Source organism: Leptospira licerasiae serovar Varillal str. VAR 010 (assembly GCF_000244755.1).
Lineage (GTDB): Bacteria > Spirochaetota > Leptospiria > Leptospirales > Leptospiraceae > Leptospira_B > Leptospira_B licerasiae.
On sequence record NZ_AHOO02000005.1, the window covers coordinates 1,060,378 to 1,083,810 of the forward strand.

Consider the following 23,433-nt stretch of genomic DNA (forward strand, 5'->3'; position numbering starts at 1 on the left):
CGTAAGTTCTTTACTCCCTTTAACAGAGCAGAATAAAAACTTTACGCGGATACTAATCTGACTGGGTTCCCTAGGTAAAGGAACCCTAATTCTTACCAATTTTCTGAAAGGGGCGTGTTTGTAAAGATCGTTTCCAAGAATAGGTGCCCGATGCTTGTCTTTAGAACCTTTTCTTGAATAAAATACGGATTATAATTTCATTCTGATTTCAGGAACGATCCGGGTTTGTTTCCCGGACTAGGAAATTCATTGCCCGGGTTTGCCGGGGTCAAAATAGTTTCTGGAAGGGCAGTTTTTCCCTTCTGCATGAGCCCATACAAATTCCTAAAACGAAATGTAAACCGAATTGCCCGGGCGTTTTTGCTACTATCGGTAGCAAGGATACTTTGCCTAGCGTTTGCAGGAGCGATCTTGGTTGGGTCATTTATGATCTTCGCTTCGGAGGAAGGTAGGATCTCCTACGCGGATTCTTTCTACGTGGCCGCTTCCGCCATTTGTGTTACCGGATTGACCACGGTTAGTATCAGTGAGCTGGCATTTTCCACCCAAGTAATCATTATGTTCTTATTCCAGATCGGTGGATTGGGGATTATTACATTTACGGTCCTTGTAGGGATCTTAGTAGTTCGAGGACTTTCCAGAAGTACCCGGATCGCTGCGTTCGTATTCGAGGCAATCGACTCTCACGAATCCGCAGACGGGAAGAGCAAGAATGCACCTTATGTTCGAAGGATCTTATTATCAATTTTGAATATATCCGTATCGATAGAATTGTTGGGCGCATTCTTATTGTATTGGGCGATGCCGGAAGATCTAAGCGGATTGCCCGGAGATCCGAATCGGGTCTTTTTAAGTTTATTCACTGCGGTTTCCGCATTTAATAACGCGGGATTTTCGATTGTAGACGATCTTACATTCTTATCCAGAGAACCACTTTCTCTTTTAGTGGTGGAAAGTTTAGTGGTGATGGGGGGTATAGGTTTTCCCGTTATCTTATTCTTTGAAAAAACTTTACTCGAGGCTTTCCGGAACGTAATGCATCGGGTAGAGGTCGTCATGGAAACCTATCTGATGTCCCGCGCATTAGAAGAAGGTAAAGAACCTTCTTGGATCTATCTCATTCTGATCCGTATGTCTTTCTGGGCGGAAGAAAGACTCGCTCTTTATAGAATGGCGCTTAAGGGTGAAGCGAATAGGATCCAGATGAAACTCTTACTTTATGGAACTTTAATATTGGTCCATGTGGGCGGGATCGGGTTTTTATTATCCGAATGGGACAATCCCGAGACGATCGGAAAATTCGATTTCGTAGATAAACTATTCAACTCCTTCTTCCTTTCCGTATCCTCCAGAACTGCCGGATTTAACACGTTCGATATTTCCGAAATGAGAAGTCCTACCTACGTTCTTCTTTGTTCTTTGATGTTCGTGGGGGGCGGTCCTCAGGGAGCAGCGGGCGGTATTAAAATCACAACATTCGTAATTTTATTAATGTATCTAAGGAACGTGATCAATCCTCAAGCGAGAGTAACGATCATGGGAGAAGAAGTTTCTAAAAACTCTATCGCTATTTCTACTCGGATCTATTTTTTAGCTACGATATCCATCGTATTCTTTATGCTGGTGATCACGATCGCAAACGGACATAGGCACGGGATCGAGGAAATATTTTTCGAAGTCATGTCCGCTTTCGGTACTGTAGGATTAACGAAAGGATTAACTCCCTATATCACTGGAGTGGAAAAGTTCTTATATCCTTGTATTATGTATGTAGGAAGAGTAGGAGTATTTACTCTTCTGATCGCATTTACGGGCCATTCAGGATTAGGGACTTTGGGAGCGCAAGACGACGGAGTCAAGATCCAAGTAGGATAACTCTGTTGTTTTAGGAAAGCTGATGAGCTTCCGCCAACTTGAAGTAATAAATATAACGATCCATCTTTAGGTCATGAACTACTGAGATGAGCTCATAACCTAATGCTCCTAACGGATCGAACGCATCTTGTGTCAAAGGATCTTTACTTTCCACGATCTTGTATGTGATTTTCCTATGCATAGTGGAAATTTGATAAGCTAACAAAGAGTAATCGTAAAGCTTAAAATTAAAAAGTGAAGATATAGATTTTAGTCCTTTCAGACTAGTTTTTTGATTTTGTCTCTTGTGGAATGTATAGGCCAAAACCTGAGGAATCTCTTCCCTTTTTGAAGCCAAAATTCCCTTGCAAGCCTTCTATTTCAGATCAATCTGGCCCCTAAAGCGAACTGATTTCGGGAGAGAGAATGTTATTTTCCTATATAAAACTTTTAAGACCCCACCAATGGATTAAAAATATCATCCTATTTGCTGGGATCATATTCGGGAAAAAATTAGGAGACCTGGAATCGGTAGAAAGGGCAATTTACGCGTTTTTTCTATTTTCACTCACCGCAAGTTGCCAATACGTTCTAAACGATTTTCTGGATAGAAAGGAAGATGCACTTCATCCCGAAAAAAAGCATAGGCCTCTCGCTTCCGGAGCAATTTCTCCTACTATAGCGCTTTTACTGACGGCAATTTTACTTTCTATAACCTTAGTCCTGTCTTTCAAACTGCAACCCGAGTTTTTCTATTGGGTCGCTGGTTATCTCATCTTCAATATCGTTTATAGCCGCTTCCTAAAACATATGGTCATTCTAGATGTGATGAGCATTTCTTTCGGATTTGTGGTAAGAGCGATCGCAGGTTCAGTAGTAGTAGGAGTGAGTTTCTCTTCTTGGTTGCTTCTCTGCACATTCATGTTGGCTCTGTACTGGGGATTCGGAAAAAGAAGAGGAGAGCTTATCATCCTGGAAGAAGGAGCCAAAGGTCACAGAAAGATCTTGGAAGAATACTCCGTCAATTTTCTAGATCTGATGATGGGGATCGTCGCCACTATGACCTTGGTAACATACGTTATGTACGTTACTAGTCCTCATACGATCGAAAATTTAGGCACGGATAAAATGGTATATACCATCCCGATCGTAGTCTACGCCATCTTTAGATCCTTGTATATAATCTATATCAAGAACATGGGCCATAATCCTACTAAGGCTATTTTGACCGACTGGGGTGTCCTTGTGGCGGGATTTTTATGGCTTTTGTTAGTTGTCTGGATCATGTACTCTGGTTCCGGACAAAGTCTTCCTTTTCACTTATAGTCTAGGTCTAACTAAGGCATGAACAAAAATGTAAAGGCAGGATTGCAGTATGGAGGAGCGTTAGCCCTTCTACTTTCTGCGACTTTTTTTCTCGCCTGGTTTAGAGCCTTGGATACGGAACCTGTAGTAAGTTTGGATGGAAAAGAATTCAGGACACCTATAGGTGAAAAAGCGAATATAAAAGGTAAGACTACGGTAGTATATTTCTGGGCGACTTGGTGCGGAGTTTGTAATACAAATCTGCCTCTAGTCAAATGGTATGCATCCACACTCAAAGATCAGAATCATTTTGCATTTATAAGCGTAGAAGAAGGAGAAAATTCCTCCGCTCTCAAAGACTATCTCGAAAAACAAGCGGTGGATTTTCCGGTGATCGTAGGAAACCCGATGTTACTTAGAGATTGGGGGATCAGAGGTTATCCTAGCTTTTATATTTTGGACGGAGAAGGAAAGGTCAGATTCGCGGAATCCGGAATTATGAGCCCATTGGGTATGTTCCTAAGACTGATCTGGGCAAGAATTTTCTGGTCCTGATCGTGCTAAAAGTTTTCAGTCTTACTTCTCATCTTTGAATTTCTGACCCAAAATTTCCGATAATCAATCCGATGGACTCGTACAAACCGAAACCACTCTTAAACAAATCGGAACTTAAACAGATTAAACGTTCCAGGACTCGGGTTCACGGCCAAAAAGTAATCACAGATGACGTCAAAAAGTTAAAATCGCTGAGCGTCACTCCCGATCTACCGGAAGAAGAATTAGTAAATTATTATAAAGAACCGATCTGGATAGAATATTATATCCCAAGAGAATCCAGATTTGCTTATGAGATCAAATATCTTTATGTTTATCTTGTGAACTCGGAGCCTAGACCAGCTCCGATGGATTCTATCTTAAGAGAGGCTTTAAAGAACGATCAGTTTGTGGACTTGCTAGAGGTCGCAAGGCTTCATCCAGAAAAGGAAAAACTGATCCGAACTTCTTATACGAATTCTTGGCCGTTCTTCGAATCCATTTCTAACGGATTTCAACAGTACCAACAAACCAAGGACCCTTATTACTTAAGAGTTCCTCTGTATCATACTGAAAATCTAATGAAAAGAGAACCTTCTCTTTCCACTTTAGAGTTCACCGGGAACTTTTTTATTCATAATCTGAATTGGCTAATTAGAAGATTAAATCGAGGCGGAAAAGAATTTTCCTTAGAAGATGAGACTATCTCCGTTTTGATCAAAAGAAGGAACGAATACTGGGAGAAAAAAAATCTTCCGGCAGACGAGGATTTCGATCTGTTTGCCGCTCTATTTTACGAGCAGGCGTTTCCTAATAGAGGTCTGGAAGAAATAGAAGCAGCGGAACTTCTGGACGAAGATTAATTCCTACATACTTCATCAAAAAAAGAATGCGATTTTTTACCGACTTGTAAGTCTAAGAATTACAGGGGAAAGGCATTGGAAACTAGTATCTCAATTTATTCGGACGTAGTTTGTCCTTGGTGTTATATCGGCAAAAAAAGATTGGAGAAGGCGATTGAATCTTGGGAATCCGATCATCCCGAAGATAAGATCAAAGTAGAATGGAAACCATTCCAATTAAACCCCGATCTTCCTGAACAAGGAGAAGATAGAGAAGCCCATATGGTCAAAAAATTCGGTTCTCTGGATAGAGTAATAATGATGACCCAAAGGGTTTCCGATCTCGCAAAAGAAGACGGTTTACAGTTTGCTAATATTCTGCAAGGCCATCAACCGAATACATTTTTACTACATGCTCTTATCCGAAAGGCCAGAAATTACGGAAAGGAAGCAGAACTCGCCGAAGTATTTTTCGAAAAGTTTTTCTCGGAGGGGAAAAATCTTTCTGACGACTCTATCATCTTGGAAAGTTTAGCTCAGGTCGGAGTTCCGGCATCCGAATTAGAGGAAGTTCGTAAGGATACTTCTCTTCTAGCCCAAATAGAAGCAGAAGAGAATGAAGGTAAGATGCTGGGAGTAACCGGTGTACCTTTCTATATATTTAACGATAAATATGCGGTTTCAGGAGCACAGCCTGTAGATCTGTTTTTACAGGTGTTTGGAAAGTTACAATCGGAAGCGAGCGCTTAGGCAGAGATCTCAGTTCCTCTATTGGCTCCTTCTCCCATCCATAAAAATAAACGGCGGATCCTGTACAAATAGGCAGCTTCCGCCCTTTCTAACATTCCGTCCGGAACGTTAGGAAATTCATATTCCCTGATGTTTCTGGGACTTCCCGACCAATCGATTGCTTGGAAGAACGAATCCTTAGGGGGAGAGGCGAGAGCAAGCCTATCTCTCAAAAAAAGAAGAAGATCCTTATGTTCAAAGAAGGCCCTAGCGATATCCTTCAAACCGGTCGCCAAATTTTGGTACACATTTTCCTTGTTAAAATCTATCAAACAAAAGCTGAGGGGAAAATAAGGAGTTCCTAAAAGACTTTTCATTTTAGGAACAAGTTCTCTGATAGAAAATGATTCGGAGTCCAAGACTAAAACTCCAGGCTTGGTCTCCTTTAACATATTAGGAAGTCCTAATATATCTTTGCACCAATGAGCGTTCGATCCGCAGGCTCTAAGTAGGGATCTATATTTGGAAAAAAGATCCGAGCTTTGTGTGAGCACTACCATTTCCGGATGTAGAGGTTTTGAAAATTTAAAGAATGGAAATTCTTCTAATGGAAAGGAATTCAGATCGTAGATACGGTTTGCTCCGGCTCTGATAAACGAATTCTTTTCTTCTGCATCGAATCTTCCGATCAGACTAACTTCTCTAGACCAATCCCCCGCGGAACGGATATCCTCCGGACTTGCATCCTTTTTCCAAACTAAAACTTCTTTAGTGGTGGAGGGGAATCCGGAACTTCTTACCCATTCTAGATTCTCTATCCCCTTCCACTTTAATAAAGCGATTAGGAACTCTTGTTCATCCGAGCTGAGTCGGTGCAGAAGTAAGGCATCGGATAGTAAGTTCATCTCTTTACAAAGGACGGGTTTTTTCCTTGACCTTGGGGATTTTCGTCCGATCCTAGAATTGGTGCATTGCGGAAAACCCGCAACTAGAAAGGGGAATCGGAAAGAAAAACAAGTTTGCCTTCCTGGCGAACTGCTTTTGCGGGCTTGTCCTGAAAGCGTTGATTACGAGTAAAAACCAAGAATGAAAGTTCTGAAAAGATACGCAAACAGAAGGCTGTACGATCCCGAAACCAGCAAAACGATTACTCTAGAAGATGTCGCCGAGATGATTATCGCAGGCGAAGAGATCAAAGTGATCGATAATATGAGCGGTCAGGATATCACTCCTAAGATACTCGGCCAGACATTTCTTAAGGTAAGTTTGGGTCAGAGAAACGAAGAATTTTCCAACTACATGCTTTCCGCACTGATCCGAGAAACTGGCAAAGATATCAGCGCATTATTTGGCCGTTTGGTCTTGGGAGGAATAGGTCTTGCCTATCTAACCAAGGAAAAGATGGACAAGATCTTGCAAAGTATGGTGGCCTTGGGCGAACTTAGACTGGAAGAGGTCAAAGGTTACCGCGAGGACCTACTCACCCATTTGGCCCAAAGAGCGAGCGAAAACAGCGAACAGATCCAGGAAGACCTTAAAAAAGTGGGTCGAGAATTGGAAGAAGGCGGTGAAAAGGAATTGGCTGTCGAGGATCTATCGGAGAAAATTCGCAAGATTGCGGAAAGAGTCAAGGAAACCGAGTCCTTATAATCGGATTTGCGGCCTCCTAAAGTTAAGATCGACCTTACCAAATCCGATAAACAACATAGGGGGAACCCATGTCGACCTTAAGAATCCTAGTCTTCGGAATCATATTATCACTAACTACTCAGATCTCCGCAAAGGAAATGATCTATGAGAAGTTGGACCAATTGTTTTACGACCAAGTCGAAAAATTGCAGAGTGGCAATCTAGAAGAACGGATCCAGGCTGCGGATTATCTAAAATTCGTAAGCAGTAAACTGGCTGTTCGTCCTCTTCTGAAGGCGTTAAAAGGAAATGTAAATGTTCCTAAGTCTGAGGAAAATTCCCCGACTTTAAAATTCACCATTGCCCAAGCTCTAGGAGCAATGGAGTCCGATATTGCCGGACCGGGAATGGTGGAAGAATTTAAAAAAATTTCCGCTAACGTTCAAGAAGGCGACTACCCTGCATTCAGCTCACCGGAAGGTTATAATTTGGTGATCGCTGCGGGAGAGTTGATCCGAAATGTGGGACTTCTTCCTTATTCGAAAGAAAACCAAGAAGCGATCATAAACGCTCTAAATCATCCGAATTTTTATGTAAGAGCTTCTGCAGCGGACGGATTAAAAAATCTGAACCGTAAAGATGCACTTTCTCAATTGAACTCGGCGATCGATAAGGAAAAAAATTCTTTTGCTAAGGTTGCTATCTTAAACGCGATCGTATATATCAACCGGATCGCGAACCAAAAGTTTTATGATCTATGCGCTTTCTTAAAAGATGAATCTCCTATGGTGCGTTACAGGGCTTCTATCGCAGTGGGAGAAGTGGATCTAAAGGCGGGAGAATATTCTCTCAGAGAAGCGTTACTCGTCGAACACGACAAAATGGTAAGAGAGCAGATCAAAAAAGACCTGGCGAGTGTGACCGGATTTAAGATGCCTGCGAATACTATCTTATTCACCGATTGATATTTTTTAATCGTCTCATTGAAGTAAAAAGCCTCCGATTTCGGGGGCTTTTTTATTTTTAGGAAGGGGAAGGAAGGGAGTAAATAAAACCCCTGGGAGATACTGGGATCGAACCAGTGACCTCTACCATGTCAAGGTAGCGCTCTAACCAGCTGAGCTAATCCCCCGGTAATAGTCAGTATTTAGTCCTATAGCTCAGCGTAAAGCCTTTGTTGTCTCTAAAGCTTCCAGGAAGAAGTTTCCATCTTCTCCGACAGAAAGCTCCTCTCCGCATTTTTAGAAAAAGAAGAAGGTCTGGCGAATCCAAAATTCGCGGATTTGATTGCCGATTTTTCACAAAACGAATGTTATAAAAAAGACTTTCTGGAAAAAATTCCCTTCTTTTTCTGGCCGATTTCGAAATCGGCAAGGGTTTTCCGGGATCGGCGGGCGGATCGTTTTGCAAAGGTTTATAGTAAGTCTCACGAAACCCGAAAAAAAAGGGGAGATAGAAATGTCAGTGAAGACAGAAAAAAAAGAACGGACTATTAAACCGATCAACGGTGATTCTCCAAGCGTTCGTAAGATGGACTTTGAAGGGTTGGACCAATTATCAGATTATTATGTGGCTGGAAATTCTTTCCTAACCCATACGGTAAACGCTTACCATGTGATCTTTCCGGAAGGAGAAAGGTTTTTTATTAAGAGCGTAAAAGCTTTTGCAGATCAAGTCAAGGATCCTGCATTACAAAATAGTATTAAAGGTTTTATCGGACAAGAAGTACAACACGGAAAAGAACATGAAAAAGCTCTGGAGATGTTGGTAAAACAAGGACGTCCAGTTTCGAAGATCCTGAATTTTTATGTAAAGACCGCTTATGGATTCTTCTGGCCGGTTTTGGAATTTATCTTCGGTAAAAAGTTGAAACTTGCAGTGACCGCCGGTTTGGAACATTATACCGCTTCTTTGGGAGAAGTGACTCTAAGATTCGGACTTCATGAACAAGCGGAAGGAGAAATGAGAAACCTCCTTCTTTGGCATGCGTGCGAAGAAATAGAGCATAAGTCTGTTGCATATGATGTTCTTCAGACGGTTTCCAAAAGTTATATTCTAAGGACTTTAGGGTTTATCGTAGCTTCCATCATGTTCTGGGGTTACGCTTTCACCCTTCAGCATATGTTTATCTTTTCTGATCCGAAGATCGGATTCAAAAGATATTTTTCGGACCTTATCTCTGCGCGTTCTTATGCAAGATTGATCGTTATAGAAGTCGGAAAATTGGCGCTCTTATATTTCAAACCCGGTTTCCACCCGAACCAAACCGGCGGTTATGATCTAGCAAACGCTGCGTTAGCGACTATTTAATAGGAGAATACAATGAATACACAAAGTAAGAATAAAAATCTAAAATCAATAGATGCGAATTCTCCTACCGTTCGTAAGATGAATTTCGAAGGTCTAGAAAATTTACCGGACCATTATATCGCAAATAACTCGTTCATGACTCACACTGTGAATGCGTATCATATTCTATTTCCGGAAGGAGAAAGATTTTTTATTAAGAGTGTAAAAGCTTTTGCGGATCAAGTAAAAGATCCGGGACTTTCTTCCAGGGTAAAATCCTTTATCGGACAAGAAGTTCAACATGGAAAAGAGCATGAAAAGATCCTAGAGATCTTAAAAGGCCAAGGAAGGCCTATCACTCTTATGGAGAAGGTCTATAAATGGACTGCTTTCGGTTTTTTCTTGCCTGTGTTTGAATTTTTCTTCGGTAAAAAACTGAAACTCGCGGTGACTGCTGGATTGGAACATTATACCGCAAGTATGGCTGAAATTTCCATCCGAAATAATTTCCATGATGATGCATACGGAGATATGAGAAGTCTACTTCTTTGGCATGCGTGCGAAGAGATAGAGCATAAGTCTGTCGCATATGACGTTCTTCAGACGGTTTCTAAAAGTCATTTCCTGAGAATCATGGGATTCATCGTAGCATCCTTCATGTTCTGGGGATATGCTTTAAGCCTGCAACATTGGTTCTTAATTACCGATAAGAAAGTGGGATTCCGTAAATACTTCCAAGATATGAAGTCTGCACGTAAGATCGGAAGGATCTTATATCCGCAACTTTTCAGTGCGGCGCTTTTATATTTCAAAAAAGATTTTCATCCGGACCAAACAGGCGGATACGAGCTTGCGAATGCGGCTCTGATAACTATCTAGCACCCATCCAATCACTTTGCTCCCCGCTTCCCGTGCTCCGAAAGGAGTCGGGAGGCGGTTTTTTTCTTTAGCCTTCCAGCCAATTTTTGAGGAATGTTTGGTGTTTTACCGGATGGAACTCTGTGTATTTATAATTTGCATAACCTAATTTTGCGAAAGGATCGTCTTTCATTATTTCGCTGATCTTTTCTAAGGAGATAGATTTTGCTATGATCATTCCGCCGTTTCTTGGTTCTTTCGGTCCGGAAAGCAGAAGGGTCCCAACATCATACAAGGTTTGTAAAAACTCTCTATGAGCAGGGACCGCTTGGTCTAGTTTTTCGAGTGGTACTAAATATTCTAATTCGATCAGGAAAAATTTCATTCTGGAAATAAACTTGCCAGCTTACTTTAAAAAGCAATTCCCAATCGTTTTAGATAGAAATTTTTAGGTGGTCGCAGTTTCCAACTCAGGTTCGGACTCATCCTCGTCGTTGAACGCTTCCGAGTAGGTCATCCATTTTCCGGTATCCGGGTCCATAAGCTTACATTTGGATGTGGACTCCAAATAATCTTTCCAAATGGATTTTCTTTCCACAACGTAAGGTCCGTAATGTACTTTGATCTCTTCTAAGGCTTGGCCTAATTTATAGAAAGGGATTTTCATATGAACATGATGAGGAGAGTGAATGAAAATATTATGCATAAAAAAGTTCAGTAGTTTAGGCACATGATAATTTACTGTCCCTCTCATTTGTCCGTAAAAAGGAGTCCAGTCATTCGCGTCTTTCCAAGGAACTTCCGGACGGATGTGATGAACATATACGGTAATTCCGATGAAATAATTCCAAGAAATAAAGGGAAGAAGCCAAACTTTTAAGAAAAACCAAGTTCCAAGCCCTAAATCGAATCCGTTTGGAGTGTTCCCGCCGAAATAAAAAACCGCTCCCGCTGAACCGAATGCAAAGGTAAGCATGAGCAATTTATCTCTAAGAGCTTCTTTCATTGGAGCAGTAAAAAGGACCATTCCTTTTAGCCAGATCTCCACTAGATAATAGATGCCTCCGCCGAACGCGGACCAGGAAAGCCTATGGAATGCCTTTCTGAATATTCCGAAATTTTTATATTGTTCGGGAGTTACCGGATGCCATACGAAATCTCCCTTTAGTTTGATCGTATGTCCGTGATGGACTCGATTATGTCCATATCCCCATTGATTGTAGGCATGAAGTGAGGGAAGCATTGCGATCTGTCCGATCCAATAGGAAAGTTTTTCACTTTTGAATAAGGCGCCATGACATGCGTCATGACCGATAATAAAGAGAGAAGCGATGCTTAAGCCCGCAAATACCCAAAGAAAAGGAAGATAATACCAAGTTTCGACATTCCAAAGCAGGAACATAGTGACCGAGAAAAAAAATAGATCTCGGAAAAAATATAAGATCCCTAGATAACTAGGATTGTCGAAGCTGCTATCGGAGATAATCTCCCTTACACTTCCAAGAGTTTCTTTCATTTCTGTATTCTTTTTCATCTTTTATCCTATGTTCCTATAACTAGGAGGTTTTTTTACGGATTGTTAGATGAGAGCAGATCATATTCGCTTTGTTGCAGAAAAAAATCGGGATTCAAAATAATTCTACGATTCAAGATCTAAAGAGCGGTATATCTCTCTTAAAATAAGAGAAAAATAAGTCCTCTGCGGTTTCCCTACTTGAACCTGTCTTTTTACCTAAGATAATGAGACAATCTTTGGCTCTGGAAAGTGCAACGTATAGGACTCTATGTTCTTCTTCTCTGATTTGTTCCGGAGAATCTTTTCTGAGATTCCAGCCGTCGGCTAAATCCACGATCACAGTGTGGAATTCCAGACCTTTGGCGGAATGAATTGTGAGTAATAGTTCAGGTGGAACTCCTGCACGTAAATATTCCCTGATCCTATGATTGGAACGGCATAATATTCTCAATTCTCCTTCACTTCGCTTATACAATTCTCCCAAATAAGCGAATAACTCCGGGATCTTATCTATTTTGATCCTAGAAACGACAGCTTTTCCTTTACGATGGGCGATCACTTTCTTCTCTATTTTGTTCTTATTTTTGGAAATAGGTATGGAAGAAGTGTCTACGATCTTCGGTAGAGATCTATAATTCGTATTCAGAAATTTTCGGGTGCAGGGCCGGAACATTTCAGGAAAATTCAAAAAATTGAATATATCCGCATTCCTGAAGGAGTATATACTTTGACTATCATCTCCAACTACCAAAATTCTGGAATGTTCTGAAAGTAATCTCAAAAATCTAAGTTGTTCCGGGTCTGTGTCTTGGAATTCATCTACTAAGATCCTTTTTAAACTTTTTTTCGGACTTTCCGTCCAGGCTTCTCCGTTTTCTAGAGAATCCAAAAATATAGAGACCAAATCGTCAAGGTCCAGTTTTCCTTCTTTTCGTTTGAAGTTTTTGTAATCTTCTAATAACGGATTTTTCCAAGTTTGGGGAAAATTGGAGGGTAATGTAGAAGTTTCGATCAGAAGCCTATACGGAACTCCTCCGATAAAGTCCGATTCCTTACGGAACCATTCTCTAAAAAACCGATTTTTTTCGGAAGAGGTTAGAATGGAGGGTCTTTTGTTCTTAAAATCAGGATGCCAAGTGATCAGCGCTCTTAAACAGAATGCATGGAACGTATGAACTCTTACAGAATCTATATTAGTTTTCTTTTTGATTCTTTCTTTGATTTCACCCGCTGCTTTTCTGGTGAAACTTAGGACTAGTATTTCTTCTCCTCTTGAACCGTGATAGAGCTCATTTTGTACGACTCCTACTAAGGTGCTGGTCTTTCCAGACCCTGCTGCGGCTATTACTTGTAAAAATCTGGAACGATCTTGTATGATCTCTTGTTGAGCTTCGCTGAATTGGGAAAGGTCCATACGGAACCGTTTCCCGAATTTTATTCAGCGCGCGTAATTTTTGGAAAGAAAGGACCTTTTTCTTTATTTATCTCCGGAAGGAGGAAGATCTATAGCTTTAGGACCATCCGTCGGAGTATTTATGATCATAGGTAGAGAATCTTTCCCGGTTGGAACGAATAAAAGTTTCGTGTTCGGATTTTCGAAAGCTTTTAGTTGTATATATTGTTTTGTCAACTGGGCTGCGATCATCTTCTGAGCTTTTGCTCTCGCTTGTGCTTCGATTACCGTTGCTTGAGCGGTTCCTTCCGCTTCAATCACTGTGGATTTTGCTTTAGCTTCTGCGTGGATCACGGTGATTTCCGCGTCCTTCTTCGCTATATTGATCTCGAACTTCATCTGCTCTTGTTCTTGCTCTTTAGTAAGTTTACCTTCTATCGCAGTCAGGATGGGGCGGCTATATTCTATGTCGTCTATGATCACATCGTCTATTTCTATATGTTTTCCTCTCAGCTTTTCTCCTAACGCCTGGCGAATGTCCTGAGAGACTTTAGGTGTTTCCTTAGAGATCCTGATCATACTATACGCGGATAATGCGTTACGCACGGATGTCCTAAACTGAGGGCGTACCACTTTTTCATAATAATCCGGACCTATCTCTATCTGAAGATTATAAATTTCCGAATGTACAGGTCTCAAGATAACCGCTGCCACTACATTGATGGTCAGATCATCTCTAGTAAGGACATCTACTTTTTCCTTATAGGAAGTCCACTGGGTTTGGTACAATACTACATCGTTCCATGGGGCATAGAAATAGATTGCATTCGTTAATAAGTCCTTTTGGAGCCCGCTCGTTAAAAGGTGATATCTGAGTCCAGCCTCTCCCGGACGAATGTTCGTATAACAACCCGTTCCTGCGAGCAAGCTCATGGAAAGAAGGGCGAATAAACTCAAACTTTTTGTGAATAATTGAAACCTGGTCATATAAATCTCCGTAGGACCCGTGTTTAATTGGACCAGGTTCGGATTCGGAACGTTTCCTGTTCATACGAAATCGGAATGGACAACGATGAAAAACGAATGTACGAAACTGTACTTTTGATTTGAATTGACCTAACGGATGAAAGGCATGGAAGACAATCTCCAAGACTTGCCTAAAATCAGGACCAGATTCAGAGGGACTGTGGAATCTATTTCAACCGACCCGAATCCGGAAAAAGCAAGGATCTTGATCAAAGACATAAAACTGTTGGTTTCCGGTAGAAAGGTGATCTACGCTCAGGACTTTTATTATTCGTATCGTTTTAGAAAGCAAAATTTGAAACAGGGGGATCCTGTAGAATTCGACGCCAGGATTCGACCCGACAAAAGAGGAGTTTCCTCCGGAAAAATCCGATTAAATTATCCTACAAAAATTTATAAACAGGGCCCGGACCAAGCAGGCCTATTTCCGGAAGTACGCTCTAACATTTGACTTCCCCGCCAGGCCCTTGAATCTGACTTTCGGAGCTGAAATTGGAAACTATTAAATATCTTTTGGACTTCTTTTTGCATCTGGAAAATCATTTGGATGCACTGATCATTGCTTATGGCACTTGGATCTATCTGATCCTATTTTTGATCATCTTTTGTGAAACCGGTCTTGTTGTAACTCCTATACTTCCCGGAGATAGCTTGCTCTTTGCTTTGGGTGCATTTGCAGCCAGAGGAAGTTTGGATCTAGGGACATTGCTGATCCTTCTTATCATTGCCGCGATCTTAGGTGACACAGTTAATTATGCGATCGGTCATTTAGCAGGAGAACAGATACTCGCAAAGGAGAAGGTCCCATTCTTAAATAAAAAACATTTGGAAAAGGCTCACCGTTTTTACGAGATATACGGCGGAAAAACAATCATCATAGCGAGATTTATTCCTATCGTTAGGACATTCGCTCCTTTCGTAGCAGGGATCGGGAGTATGACTTATACTAAATTCATTTTGTATAATATAGTCGGCGGGGTTATTTGGATCGCTATTTTCTTATTCGGCGGTTATAAGTTCGGGAATTTAGAGTTCGTTCAAAGGAACTTTAAGATAGTCATACTTGCGATCATAATCATCTCTGTAATGCCTGCAGTGATCGAATTCATAAGAGAAAGAAGAAAGGCGATCTCTCGCGAAAAGTAATCTTCTTTATTGACTACAATCCTTGGTCTGATTTAGATTTTTGACCAAGGGTTTGTCCCTATAACGTTTGAATGGCGGAGGTTCCATGTCCCTTGCGATGTCCGAATCTCCTCCTTTTCCTCCCGGACTGATCCCTACTGGTCCGAAACTAGACGCTGGATAAAAACAAACCGGAAATTCCTTCGCTTCCTCTAATTTCTTGGATTTTTCATTCGTTTTGAAAACTCGGTCTTGTACCCGAACGTATAGAAGATCCGAATTTTCAGACCAACGGATCTTGAATTCGGGAGTTTCTTCCCATTTTGCTAAAGGGAACTCGAAATAAGATCTATCATAAGAAGAAGATTGTCCGTTTACGTCCGCGATAATCAGTATCGGAGATTCTATTCCCAAGTCTAATTTCAATTTTCCTAATATAATTGCGGCTTTTCCACCGTTAGGAGAAGGTACGAATTGAAAGATCGTTTGGTCTTCTTTTTGGAAACTTTTAGGTTCGAAGGAGCGAAATCCTTTCGGAGACCAGACTGCAGGAAAACGAATAGATCCACCGTATTCATCGTTTGTGCCTTGGATCCAAAATAGGCGATTGGTTGCTGAATGAAAGTAGACCGATCCAGGTAATGTCCAAGATCCTACTTCGTAAGAATAGATCGGCGGATCTCCGGAATCACTCCCGGTTCCAGATATTTCATAAATTCTGAATTTAGTTCTGTAGTTCTTTTTGTGAGTGGTCCCGCTCAAAGGATTCCATGCGTCCTTCTCTTCGTAGATCACTTCGGTTTGGACTATGTTTTTGCCTGTTTCAGACCAGCCCCTTTCGACCGCTAGGCTTGCGGGTCTCCATTGGATCTGTGAGCAGTGGAATATAAAGAAGGGAAGTAAAGTAACTAAGATTTTCATAAACGATAGCGCGCCGGTTTTTCGACGCGCTATTTTGGATTGGATTATCTCCAGCCTTCGTTTTTCAATTCACTGTGGTTCAAGTATAGTCCTGAGGATCCTACGGAAGGAGCTCTCGTGTGACCTTGGAACTGAGTATAGGTTACGTTCGAGTTGAACGGCCAAATACCTTCGCTCTGAGTCAACGATGATTGGCAAACGCTTACTCCGCCCGACTTGTTGTAAGCACAGGAAGAATGGAAAGCGACTGCGTAATCGTCCTCGCCCGGAAGAATCAAGGAAGCACCAGCCATACCTTTATAACCTGGTACTTGGTATACGGTGATACCTGCAGTGTTGTTGTGGTTGTAAGCGCCACGAGCAGTTCCAACGATCAGGGATTTATCCATTGCGTTACCGCCGAATCCGAATGTAATACCATTCAGAGCGGAAGCAAGCTCGGATCCGCCGGAAGCAGAAGCTAAAGCTGTAACTTTAGTTAAGTTATAACCTTTGCTAGATGCAGTGGCTCCCAGATTAGACAACCAATACTCAATCGCATAACAACCCGCGCTATGACATACGATCTTGCAGGAGTTTGTGCCCTTGCAATATGTATTCAAGCCCGTAGTGACATTGGTTTGCGCTCTTGCCGTTCCATAAGTTCTTGGGTCAGTAGTTCCGTCGTAACCAACGAAAATTTTAGCTCCGGACACTGAGTTCGGTGCGCTTCCCCAATAGTTATTCACGTCAGTAGTTCCCACTCCGTTGTGATTGCTGTCAGATTTTCCGTGAATGAAAACCGTATAGGTTTGCGCAGAAAGCGAACCAGCAAACAACGATGCGAAAACACATCCCAATACCATACTTTTCCAATTTTTCATCTTCTCTATTCTCCGATCTTTTGGGAAAACCAAAACCATAGCTTTTGATTTTCCCGGTCTACAAGTATGGGCTAAGTGGTCTCTTACGTCAAGTGATTGGGCTTTTTTTAACATAACGGGTTGAATGTAAAAACGAATGTAATCGCAAGAACGTATTACTAAATTATAATATATAACGAATGCTACAATACCGTGCAGTGTTAGTTACAATTTATTTCCAAACAATTGTTACGACGATTTGTAAGCGAGATATAAGAAGATTGGCAAACCAAACAATAAGATCTAAAAGAATCCGTTCTAATAAAACTAGTCCAAAAGGGCTATCCTGTTCCTCCTTTAAAGATCCTTAAAATAAAGGTTGAGAAAGGCTTCGCTATTTCATATACAGGTGAGCCTGTACTGGGCATTGAAAAATTAGAGATGAGTCAAAAAAAAATTTTTATCTACCTTGGCCTCGCGATTGCGGCCGCTTTGGTTTTCTATCTATTAAGGGATGAAGCTGAAGAAAACGGTTGGTTCCTATCAGAAGAGGAGAAAAAGGCAAAAGCAGAGTGGATGGCGAAAGGAAGTCCGCCAGGCGGTGGTACTGCCGCAGACAATCCCAACTTTTTAGAAAGTTTGGACGAATCCATTCCTCCCGAAAAAATCCTGAAAGATTATTTAGAATGGTCGGAGTATCCGCCTAACTCAAGACCTTTGACAAAGTATAATGAAGATCTAACAAATCCATATTTTATACAAATTTCTCCGATTGTGATGGTGGATAAACCCGAGGATAAAAAACCAAACGGATATTCCTGCAAATTACAACCTTTACAATGGGCTGCAATAGGAGTTAAGGAACCTCTTCATATCACTTTGGAATGTTTTAATACGGGGAATTTTGAGAAAGTTCCATTAAATATCCGTAATGTTAAGCTTTGGAAAGAATTTGACGGCAACAAATTTGTGGCCTTACCTCCCGACGGGAACGACAAGGGAATAGACGGAGATGCTCATGCCAAAGACAATGTTTTTACGTTCGAATGGAGACCTACCTACAAGGATTGGGGCGATATGTTCCTAGAAGTAGAATTCGAATATGCAAAGGAGAAGAAGCAGGGAAAAGTTCTTTCGTCCTTCTTTTCCTCTCCGTACCAACCTGCAGAATGGAGCGGTTATTTTTTGGACGTTCCGAAAGACGGTTCTTTGAGCGTAAAGACCGGTGTGAACGTATTCAAGGCAGGGAACTATCATTTAGAAGCCAATCTTGTGAATGCTGGGAATGGGGATCCTATCGCTTGGGCTAGCTATGACGGTAAGTTGAGTGCAGGCAGACAAGAAGTGGAGTTCTTATTTTTCGGTAAATTAATCCGAGAGAGCGGATATGAAGGTCCTTACGCTTTAACCCAATTAAGAGGCCATAGGGTAAATCTCGCAGTAGATCCGGAATGGTTCGGTCAAGGGGAAGAGGGAATGAGAAAGATCCTGTCTGCAAAAACCACAGAGCCTGATAAAGAGTTAGTAGCCCCTTATAAGGAAAACTATACGACTAAAGAATATAATCTGAATACATTCTCCTTAAAGGCGTATGAGTCTCAGGAAAAGGACCAGAAGGTCAAACAATTACAAGACCTAGCACGTTAGACTGAATATAGAAGTTGGGAAGTTTAGTCGGGTGATCGTTTCGGCTCACTTGGAGGTATGGGTGAATGTTCGCCGATATATTTTCGATATTGCTAAATTTGATTTTTTCTTCTATTATAAGAAAAGGATAATATCATGAGAAAATTAATAATGTGGAATGTAGTTACCCTAGATGGATACTTTGAGGGTGAGAAGAATTGGGACTTGAGCTTTCATGGACTTGTTTGGGGAAAAGAGCTTGAAGAATTAAGCCTCACTCAATTGAAGTCAGCGGATATGCTTGTGTTCGGTGCGACAACATACAAAGGTATGGCAGATTACTGGACAAATGCGGAAGGTGGTGACGAAGGGGAAGTCGCCAAATTTATGAACGGGCTTCAAAAAATCGCCTGTTCCTCTTCTCTCAACACTGCCGACTGGAACAACACGATCATTGTAAAGGATGCTGTAGCCGAAATTCCTAAATTGAAACAGCAAGGTAACGGGGATATGTACGTATTCGGTAGCGGTAACCTTTCCGAATCTTTAATGAAGGCCGGGTTATTTGATGAAATTCGCCTATGTATTGCGCCGGTATTCTTAGGGAAGGGGAGGCTTTTGTTCAACCAAGGGATACCTCATAAAAAACTCAAATTGATTGAGGCTCGCCCGCTTGCAACCGGCGGCATTCTAGTTTGTTATACCCCCGAATCTGAATAAGGGCTAAAACGATACCTAAACAATCCCGAATCCAGAGACTATAGTCAACGTAAGTATATCTTGATGATACAAAAAGGATTGACATTTTTTCATTATATAACTATATGATTATATAAGTAATTGGCTATGCAAACTCTCGATTCTACCTTTGCAGCACTTTCCGACCCTACTCGCCGCGCGATACTTATGCGTCTCGCGAAAGGCGATTTAACGGTTATGGAGCTGGCTAAGCCCTTCAAAATGAGCCAGCCGGCCATCTCGAGGCACCTCAAGGTTCTGGAGGAAGCCGGTCTTATCTCGACCACAATCCGCGCGCAAGAGCGTCCACGCAGACTTAAAACTGCGCCACTCAAAGAGGCTACGGATTGGATCGAAAAATACCGGCAGATGTGGGAGAAGCGCTATCAATCTCTTGATGGGCTACTCGAAGAATTGCAAACCATGCAAACAAAAGGAGATGAATAGAAATGAAAGCAGATCTAAAAGAATTGAAGGTAGAACTTCGAGGCGAAACGGAAGTTGTTGGCACACGTTACTTTGCCGCACCGCGTAAATTGGTATTCGATTGTTTTACTAAGCCTGAGCTAATACTTCGTTGGCTAACTGGCCCTGAAGGCTGGACGCTTGAAACTTGTGAGAACGACCTTAAGGTTGGCGGCAAATACCTGTATGTCTTTGCAGATGCAAAGGGAACTAAAATGGGTATTTATGGAAAATTTACAGAGGTAGTTATATCTGAGAAGTTTGCAAATACAGAGAATTATGCTACTGACATGTCTGCGTTTGATCCGAATGGCCCGGAAAATCCGGAGGCTACCGTAGAGTCTCGCACCTTTACAACGGAAGGTGATTTAACTCTTATGACTCACGTAATAAAATATGCATCTGCCGAAATTCGTGAGATGGAGCTAGGCGCGATGGAGGGCTGGGTGCCACTTTGCCAAGCGCTTGATAAATTATTATTGGAGCTTGCAGGATAATCTGAAACATTATGTGGAGATTGCGCATGGGCGCTTGTTCGCCCATGCAGCGGGTCCAAGGAGTTGACTAAATGTTACCTTCTGCAATTCAGAATGTAACGATCCGTTACACAGATCCGCGTAATATTTTTTCCATTGCCTTTCCTTTCGCCAGTTCGTCGATCAACTTATCTAGGTAACGGATTTTCTGCATAAGTTTATCTTCAACTTCTTCTACACGAATACCGCAGACTACACCTTTGATCAGAGAAACATTTTCGTTAAGATGAGGTGCTTGGTCGAAAAATTCTTCGAAATTCACTTCATTCTTAAGTTGTTTTTGAAAACTTTTAGAATCGTATCCGGTGAGCCAAAAAATGATTTTATCTACTTCTGCTTTTGTTCTCCCTTTTCTTTCTGCCTTTTGAACATACATAGGATAAACACTTGCAAAGGATGTGGTAAAGATTCTATGTTTTTCCATCTGATAGACCTTATTGATTGTGATTAATTTTGTTTAATGATAACGGTTTTATTTGAGTTCTTCGGCTAGTGCGATGATAAATCCTTCAGGTGTACGCAAGTAGCATAAAAGGTAGCTATCCTCATACTGCTCCAGCTTGCCTACAAGTTTGACCCCGTGTTTTTCGAGCCGGGTAACCGTATCTTTAATATCTTCGACAGCAAACATTACGCGAAGGTAACCTAAGGTATTTGCGGGAGCATTTTTCGGCTCTCGGCTTACCGGGGTAGGTCTGATAAACTTAGACAATTCCAAACGACTATGTCCGTCAGGCGTTCTCATCATAGCCATGTCGACTTGCATACCTTCGAGGCCTACAACGTGGTCCGCCCAAGAACCTTCGACTCGCATTTGTCCTTCTAACTCTAAGCCAAGTTCTTTAAATAAAGCAATCGTGGCCTCGAGATCTTCGACGACGATACCAACATTGTCCATTCGTTTCACTGTCATTTTTTCCGGTCCTCCGTTTGGCAGTATAACTTCCACTTTTGATCGGTTGGTCGACTGATTTATCCAACTATTTGTAGGTAATTTTCCGGGGATTCTGCTTGACATGCAGGTATTTACCTGCATATTATTTTTCTGAATCGTAACGAATGGATGCTGATAATGTTTTTAAAGCCTTGGGAGATCCAACACGCAGAAAGCTGCTGGACCTTCTTTATGAGAAAAATGGCCAAACTTTGGGCCAGCTTTGTGAGCACTTGGAGATGACCAGGCAATCTGCTACTCAGCATATCGGGATTCTTGAGGCGGCCAATCTGATAAGCACGGTTTGGCGTGGACGGGAGAAGTTACATTTCATCAACCCGGTGCCGCTGCATGAGGTTTATGAACGATGGGTCCGAAAATTCGAACACCAGAGGCTTAGCCTGCTGCATGACCTGAAGAAGGAACTTGAAGGAGAGAAAAATGAGTAAAGAGAAAACGAGCTTTGTTTACGTGACCTATATCCGCTCAACACCGGAGAAAGTTTTCGAGGCAATCATGAAACCGGAGATCACCTGCCTTTATTGGGGTCATGAAAATATTTCCGATTGGAAGCCAGAATCAACCTGGGAACATGTGCGTGCCAACGATCGCACAGTCAATATAGTAGGTAAGGTTGTAGAAGTGATTCCACCTACTCGTCTTGTAATTACTTGGACGAGTCCTTCCCAGGCGAATGATCCGGAAAGCTACAGTCGTGTGACCTTTAACGTAGAAGAATACGATAATATGGTTAGATTAACAGTTACTCATGATGAACTCGAGGCAGGTAGCGGAATGGCAAAAGGTATCCAGCAAGGTTGGCCGATCGTTCTTTCCAGTCTGAAATCGTTATTGGAAACAGGGCAGGGAATTGACGTATTTGCTAAGCCGAAGTCCGGTTCCAGCGGGATCCTTTCATGACCAAGCCTTACACCGGCGGATGCGCATGTGGTGCCGTCCGCTACGAAACCAAACATGAACCGATCTTTCAAAACCATTGTCAGTGCCGGGATTGCCAACAGAGAAGTGGCACTGGACATGGATCTTATCTGACCTTTCCCTCAAGAGAAGAGATGACAATCACAGGTGAGACGACTCATTGGGAAGTCAAGGGTGACAGTGGTAACATAAAGATCCATTCCTTCTGCCCCGTTTGTGGAACGCCAGTATACTTACGCTTTGCAGCGATGCCGGACTTGATTGCAATTCATGCGGGAAGTTTAGATGAGCCTAACCGATTTGTACCTCATGTGCTCACTTATAAAGTTCGTGGATTGGCATGGGACGCGATCGACCCTTCTTTGAAAGCGTTTGAAAAGATGCCTACAGGTTGATAGTTGCGCGTTCGCCCATGCACAATCAGCTTAAAAAAGGGGAGAATTCTCCCCTTATCATCAATGAGTTTGCAACCAGTTTACTAGATCGCCTAAAACCTTTGCCTTGTCTTGGGGAAGTTCGTTCATTGTTTCATGATACAGACCATCGTAAATTTTCATGGTCTTGTCGGAAGAAGGGATAACTTTGAAAGCTTCTTCTGTTCCGATACAAAGTGCGATCGAATCTTCTTTTCCATGAAATAGATAGACTGGGAAATTGATTCGACCGGCTTTCTCCAAAGCTTTTTCTTTGGAATTCAAAAGGAAGTCTCCCAAATACGCTCCTACAGAACCGTGAACTAAAGGATCTTTTTTATAGGCCTCTACAACCGATTTGTCTCTGGATAAAGCGTTCACATCGAGTCCGGTGGGAACAGTGAGAGTGGGGAATACTCCGGCGAGTAAACTTCCCGCACCTTTTTTGATATTCATGACTAAGTCTGTTTTTACTGCGATAGGCAATCCACTCAGCACAAGCCTGTCCAAGTTTGCTTGGTGAGAAGGTTCTCCAGCGTAAAACAATGAGATCAACGCTCCCATAGAATGTCCCATTAGAGTGACTTGTTTGACCCCTTCTTTTTGTTTTGCGATGCCGATCAGTCTGTCCAGGTCCGCTAAAAATTGGTTAAAATGTGTGACTACTCCTCTACTTCCACCGGACTTTCCGTGACCTCGGGCATCTATTAGATAAACATTATATCCTTTTCCGGAAAGAGCTTCGAGTAGGTTGTCGTATCTTTTTCCGTGTTCTCCTATCCCGTGATGGACCACTAAGGTCCTAGGATTGTTTGCGTCTTTTGCACGGTAGGCTCTATAATAGATGGATACGTCGCCTGCTCCTACAAAGGTTCCGTCTTCCAGATGGTAGTTTTGTTCCCAATTCATTCGGTAAATA

At 41.9% G+C, this 23,433-nt stretch carries 29 protein-coding genes and 1 tRNA gene; 18 read left to right on the forward strand and 12 right to left on the reverse strand.

Going from position 1 to position 23,433, the window contains the following annotated elements; genetic code table 11:
* Positions 1-306: 306 nt before the first annotated feature.
* The gene (locus LEP1GSC185_RS05400) at positions 307-1,875 is read left to right on the forward strand and encodes a TrkH family potassium uptake protein (protein ID WP_024863909.1); all 1,569 of its coding nucleotides are present in this window, start codon (positions 307-309) and stop codon (positions 1,873-1,875) included.
* A gap of 10 nt (positions 1,876-1,885) precedes the next feature.
* On the opposite strand, the gene LEP1GSC185_RS05405 is transcribed toward LEP1GSC185_RS05400, so the two are convergent.
* Complete coding sequence (locus tag LEP1GSC185_RS05405; RefSeq protein WP_010513755.1) at positions 1,886-2,212, reverse strand: hypothetical protein; 327 nt, start codon at positions 2,210-2,212, stop codon at positions 1,886-1,888.
* 68 nt (positions 2,213-2,280) lie between these two features.
* On the opposite strand from LEP1GSC185_RS05405, the gene LEP1GSC185_RS05410 reads away from it, so the two are divergent.
* The 4 genes from LEP1GSC185_RS05410 to LEP1GSC185_RS05425 all read left to right on the forward strand — a co-directional run bounded on the left by LEP1GSC185_RS05410 (position 2,281) and on the right by LEP1GSC185_RS05425 (position 5,285).
* On the forward strand, positions 2,281-3,180 hold the full coding sequence (locus LEP1GSC185_RS05410) for a decaprenyl-phosphate phosphoribosyltransferase (protein WP_008595229.1): 900 nt from the start codon (positions 2,281-2,283) through the stop codon (positions 3,178-3,180).
* Positions 3,181-3,198: 18 nt separating this feature from the next.
* Positions 3,199-3,714 carry a TlpA family protein disulfide reductase gene (locus tag LEP1GSC185_RS05415; RefSeq protein ID WP_008594302.1) on the forward strand — a complete coding sequence of 172 codons (516 nt, stop codon included), beginning with the start codon at positions 3,199-3,201 and terminating at the stop codon, positions 3,712-3,714.
* Positions 3,715-3,785: 71 nt separating this feature from the next.
* Entirely contained in the window at positions 3,786-4,556 is a 771-nt protein-coding gene (locus tag LEP1GSC185_RS05420; RefSeq protein WP_008595394.1) for a hypothetical protein, read from the forward strand.
* 75 nt (positions 4,557-4,631) lie between these two features.
* Entirely contained in the window at positions 4,632-5,285 is a 654-nt protein-coding gene (locus LEP1GSC185_RS05425; protein WP_008594986.1) for a DsbA family oxidoreductase, read from the forward strand.
* Here the strand turns inward: LEP1GSC185_RS05425 and LEP1GSC185_RS05430 are convergent.
* Positions 5,282-6,169 carry a hypothetical protein gene (locus LEP1GSC185_RS05430; RefSeq protein ID WP_008594644.1) on the reverse strand — a complete coding sequence of 296 codons (888 nt, stop codon included), beginning with the start codon at positions 6,167-6,169 and terminating at the stop codon, positions 5,282-5,284. The two genes, LEP1GSC185_RS05425 and LEP1GSC185_RS05430, sit on opposite strands and share 4 nt — an antisense overlap.
* A gap of 181 nt (positions 6,170-6,350) precedes the next feature.
* On the opposite strand from LEP1GSC185_RS05430, the gene LEP1GSC185_RS05435 reads away from it, so the two are divergent.
* Both LEP1GSC185_RS05435 and LEP1GSC185_RS05440 read left to right on the forward strand, forming a co-directional pair.
* Positions 6,351-6,914 carry a polyhydroxyalkanoate synthesis regulator DNA-binding domain-containing protein gene (locus tag LEP1GSC185_RS05435; protein WP_008595449.1) on the forward strand — a complete coding sequence of 188 codons (564 nt, stop codon included), beginning with the start codon at positions 6,351-6,353 and terminating at the stop codon, positions 6,912-6,914.
* Positions 6,915-6,982: 68 nt separating this feature from the next.
* Positions 6,983-7,858: a HEAT repeat domain-containing protein gene (locus LEP1GSC185_RS05440; RefSeq protein WP_008594029.1), complete on the forward strand. Its 876-nt coding sequence runs from the start codon at positions 6,983-6,985 to the stop codon at positions 7,856-7,858.
* 93 nt (positions 7,859-7,951) lie between these two features.
* Here the strand turns inward: LEP1GSC185_RS05440 and LEP1GSC185_RS05445 are convergent.
* Positions 7,952-8,025: transfer RNA gene (locus LEP1GSC185_RS05445), tRNA-Val, on the reverse strand.
* Positions 8,026-8,351: 326 nt separating this feature from the next.
* Here LEP1GSC185_RS05445 and LEP1GSC185_RS05450 point away from each other — a divergent pair.
* A complete protein-coding gene (locus LEP1GSC185_RS05450) occupies positions 8,352-9,203 on the forward strand; it encodes a metal-dependent hydrolase (protein ID WP_024863910.1) in 852 nt (283 codons plus the stop codon).
* Between the two features lie 12 nt (positions 9,204-9,215).
* Positions 9,216-10,061 (forward strand): metal-dependent hydrolase, encoded by an 846-nt coding sequence (locus tag LEP1GSC185_RS05455; RefSeq protein ID WP_008595044.1) that lies wholly within the window; start codon positions 9,216-9,218, stop codon positions 10,059-10,061.
* 67 nt (positions 10,062-10,128) lie between these two features.
* On the opposite strand, the gene LEP1GSC185_RS05460 is transcribed toward LEP1GSC185_RS05455, so the two are convergent.
* The 4 genes from LEP1GSC185_RS05460 to LEP1GSC185_RS05475 form a co-directional block, all read right to left on the reverse strand.
* The gene (locus tag LEP1GSC185_RS05460; protein ID WP_008593671.1) at positions 10,129-10,425 is read right to left on the reverse strand and encodes a YciI family protein; all 297 of its coding nucleotides are present in this window, start codon (positions 10,423-10,425) and stop codon (positions 10,129-10,131) included.
* 63 nt (positions 10,426-10,488) lie between these two features.
* On the reverse strand, positions 10,489-11,574 hold the full coding sequence (locus LEP1GSC185_RS05465) for a fatty acid desaturase (RefSeq protein ID WP_008594799.1): 1,086 nt from the start codon (positions 11,572-11,574) through the stop codon (positions 10,489-10,491).
* Positions 11,575-11,686: 112 nt separating this feature from the next.
* Complete coding sequence (locus tag LEP1GSC185_RS05470) at positions 11,687-12,970, reverse strand: UvrD-helicase domain-containing protein (protein ID WP_008593939.1); 1,284 nt, start codon at positions 12,968-12,970, stop codon at positions 11,687-11,689.
* Positions 12,971-13,033: 63 nt separating this feature from the next.
* Positions 13,034-13,936: a prohibitin family protein gene (locus LEP1GSC185_RS05475; protein ID WP_008594019.1), complete on the reverse strand. Its 903-nt coding sequence runs from the start codon at positions 13,934-13,936 to the stop codon at positions 13,034-13,036.
* Between the two features lie 145 nt (positions 13,937-14,081).
* On the opposite strand from LEP1GSC185_RS05475, the gene LEP1GSC185_RS05480 reads away from it, so the two are divergent.
* Both LEP1GSC185_RS05480 and LEP1GSC185_RS05485 read left to right on the forward strand, forming a co-directional pair.
* On the forward strand, positions 14,082-14,426 hold the full coding sequence (locus LEP1GSC185_RS05480) for a hypothetical protein (RefSeq protein WP_008595100.1): 345 nt from the start codon (positions 14,082-14,084) through the stop codon (positions 14,424-14,426).
* Between the two features lie 41 nt (positions 14,427-14,467).
* Positions 14,468-15,121, forward strand: a complete 654-nt coding sequence (locus LEP1GSC185_RS05485; RefSeq protein WP_008594287.1) for a DedA family protein — start codon at positions 14,468-14,470, stop codon at positions 15,119-15,121.
* Positions 15,122-15,127: 6 nt separating this feature from the next.
* On the opposite strand, the gene LEP1GSC185_RS05490 is transcribed toward LEP1GSC185_RS05485, so the two are convergent.
* Positions 15,128-16,021, reverse strand: a complete 894-nt coding sequence (locus tag LEP1GSC185_RS05490; RefSeq protein ID WP_008595417.1) for a hypothetical protein — start codon at positions 16,019-16,021, stop codon at positions 15,128-15,130.
* Positions 16,022-16,065: 44 nt separating this feature from the next.
* On the reverse strand, positions 16,066-16,884 hold the full coding sequence (locus LEP1GSC185_RS05495) for a hypothetical protein (RefSeq protein ID WP_024863912.1): 819 nt from the start codon (positions 16,882-16,884) through the stop codon (positions 16,066-16,068).
* A gap of 420 nt (positions 16,885-17,304) precedes the next feature.
* Between LEP1GSC185_RS05495 and LEP1GSC185_RS05500 the strand changes: the two genes are divergently transcribed.
* The 4 genes from LEP1GSC185_RS05500 to LEP1GSC185_RS05515 all read left to right on the forward strand — a co-directional run bounded on the left by LEP1GSC185_RS05500 (position 17,305) and on the right by LEP1GSC185_RS05515 (position 20,189).
* Entirely contained in the window at positions 17,305-18,510 is a 1,206-nt protein-coding gene (locus tag LEP1GSC185_RS05500; protein WP_008594552.1) for a DUF4785 family immunoglobulin-like domain-containing protein, read from the forward strand.
* Positions 18,511-18,645: 135 nt separating this feature from the next.
* Positions 18,646-19,209, forward strand: a complete 564-nt coding sequence (locus LEP1GSC185_RS05505; protein WP_008593748.1) for a dihydrofolate reductase family protein — start codon at positions 18,646-18,648, stop codon at positions 19,207-19,209.
* A 126-nt stretch (positions 19,210-19,335) separates the two neighbouring features.
* Positions 19,336-19,674, forward strand: a complete 339-nt coding sequence (locus tag LEP1GSC185_RS05510; RefSeq protein WP_010513741.1) for an ArsR/SmtB family transcription factor — start codon at positions 19,336-19,338, stop codon at positions 19,672-19,674.
* Between the two features lie 2 nt (positions 19,675-19,676).
* Complete coding sequence (locus LEP1GSC185_RS05515) at positions 19,677-20,189, forward strand: SRPBCC domain-containing protein (RefSeq protein ID WP_008595245.1); 513 nt, start codon at positions 19,677-19,679, stop codon at positions 20,187-20,189.
* 106 nt (positions 20,190-20,295) lie between these two features.
* On the opposite strand, the gene LEP1GSC185_RS05520 is transcribed toward LEP1GSC185_RS05515, so the two are convergent.
* Together LEP1GSC185_RS05520 and LEP1GSC185_RS05525 are read right to left on the reverse strand one after the other, a co-directional pair.
* A complete protein-coding gene (locus LEP1GSC185_RS05520) occupies positions 20,296-20,652 on the reverse strand; it encodes a DUF2200 domain-containing protein (protein ID WP_008593844.1) in 357 nt (118 codons plus the stop codon).
* 48 nt (positions 20,653-20,700) lie between these two features.
* Positions 20,701-21,246, reverse strand: coding sequence for a VOC family protein (locus tag LEP1GSC185_RS05525; protein WP_332306302.1), 546 nt, complete (start codon positions 21,244-21,246; stop codon positions 20,701-20,703).
* 41 nt (positions 21,247-21,287) lie between these two features.
* Between LEP1GSC185_RS05525 and LEP1GSC185_RS05530 the strand changes: the two genes are divergently transcribed.
* The 3 genes from LEP1GSC185_RS05530 to LEP1GSC185_RS05540 are packed head-to-tail and all read left to right on the forward strand — an operon-like array spanning position 21,288 to position 22,496.
* Complete coding sequence (locus tag LEP1GSC185_RS05530; RefSeq protein ID WP_010513737.1) at positions 21,288-21,611, forward strand: ArsR/SmtB family transcription factor; 324 nt, start codon at positions 21,288-21,290, stop codon at positions 21,609-21,611.
* Positions 21,604-22,083, forward strand: a complete 480-nt coding sequence (locus LEP1GSC185_RS05535; RefSeq protein WP_008594618.1) for an SRPBCC family protein — start codon at positions 21,604-21,606, stop codon at positions 22,081-22,083. The genes LEP1GSC185_RS05530 and LEP1GSC185_RS05535 overlap by 8 nt, the downstream gene beginning before the upstream one ends.
* Complete coding sequence (locus LEP1GSC185_RS05540; protein WP_010513735.1) at positions 22,080-22,496, forward strand: GFA family protein; 417 nt, start codon at positions 22,080-22,082, stop codon at positions 22,494-22,496. Before LEP1GSC185_RS05535 ends, LEP1GSC185_RS05540 begins: the two co-directional genes overlap by 4 nt.
* A gap of 60 nt (positions 22,497-22,556) precedes the next feature.
* Here LEP1GSC185_RS05540 and LEP1GSC185_RS05545 read toward each other — a convergent pair whose 3' ends face one another.
* The gene (locus LEP1GSC185_RS05545) at positions 22,557-23,423 is read right to left on the reverse strand and encodes an alpha/beta hydrolase (protein WP_008595415.1); all 867 of its coding nucleotides are present in this window, start codon (positions 23,421-23,423) and stop codon (positions 22,557-22,559) included.
* Positions 23,424-23,433 lie beyond the last annotated feature (10 nt).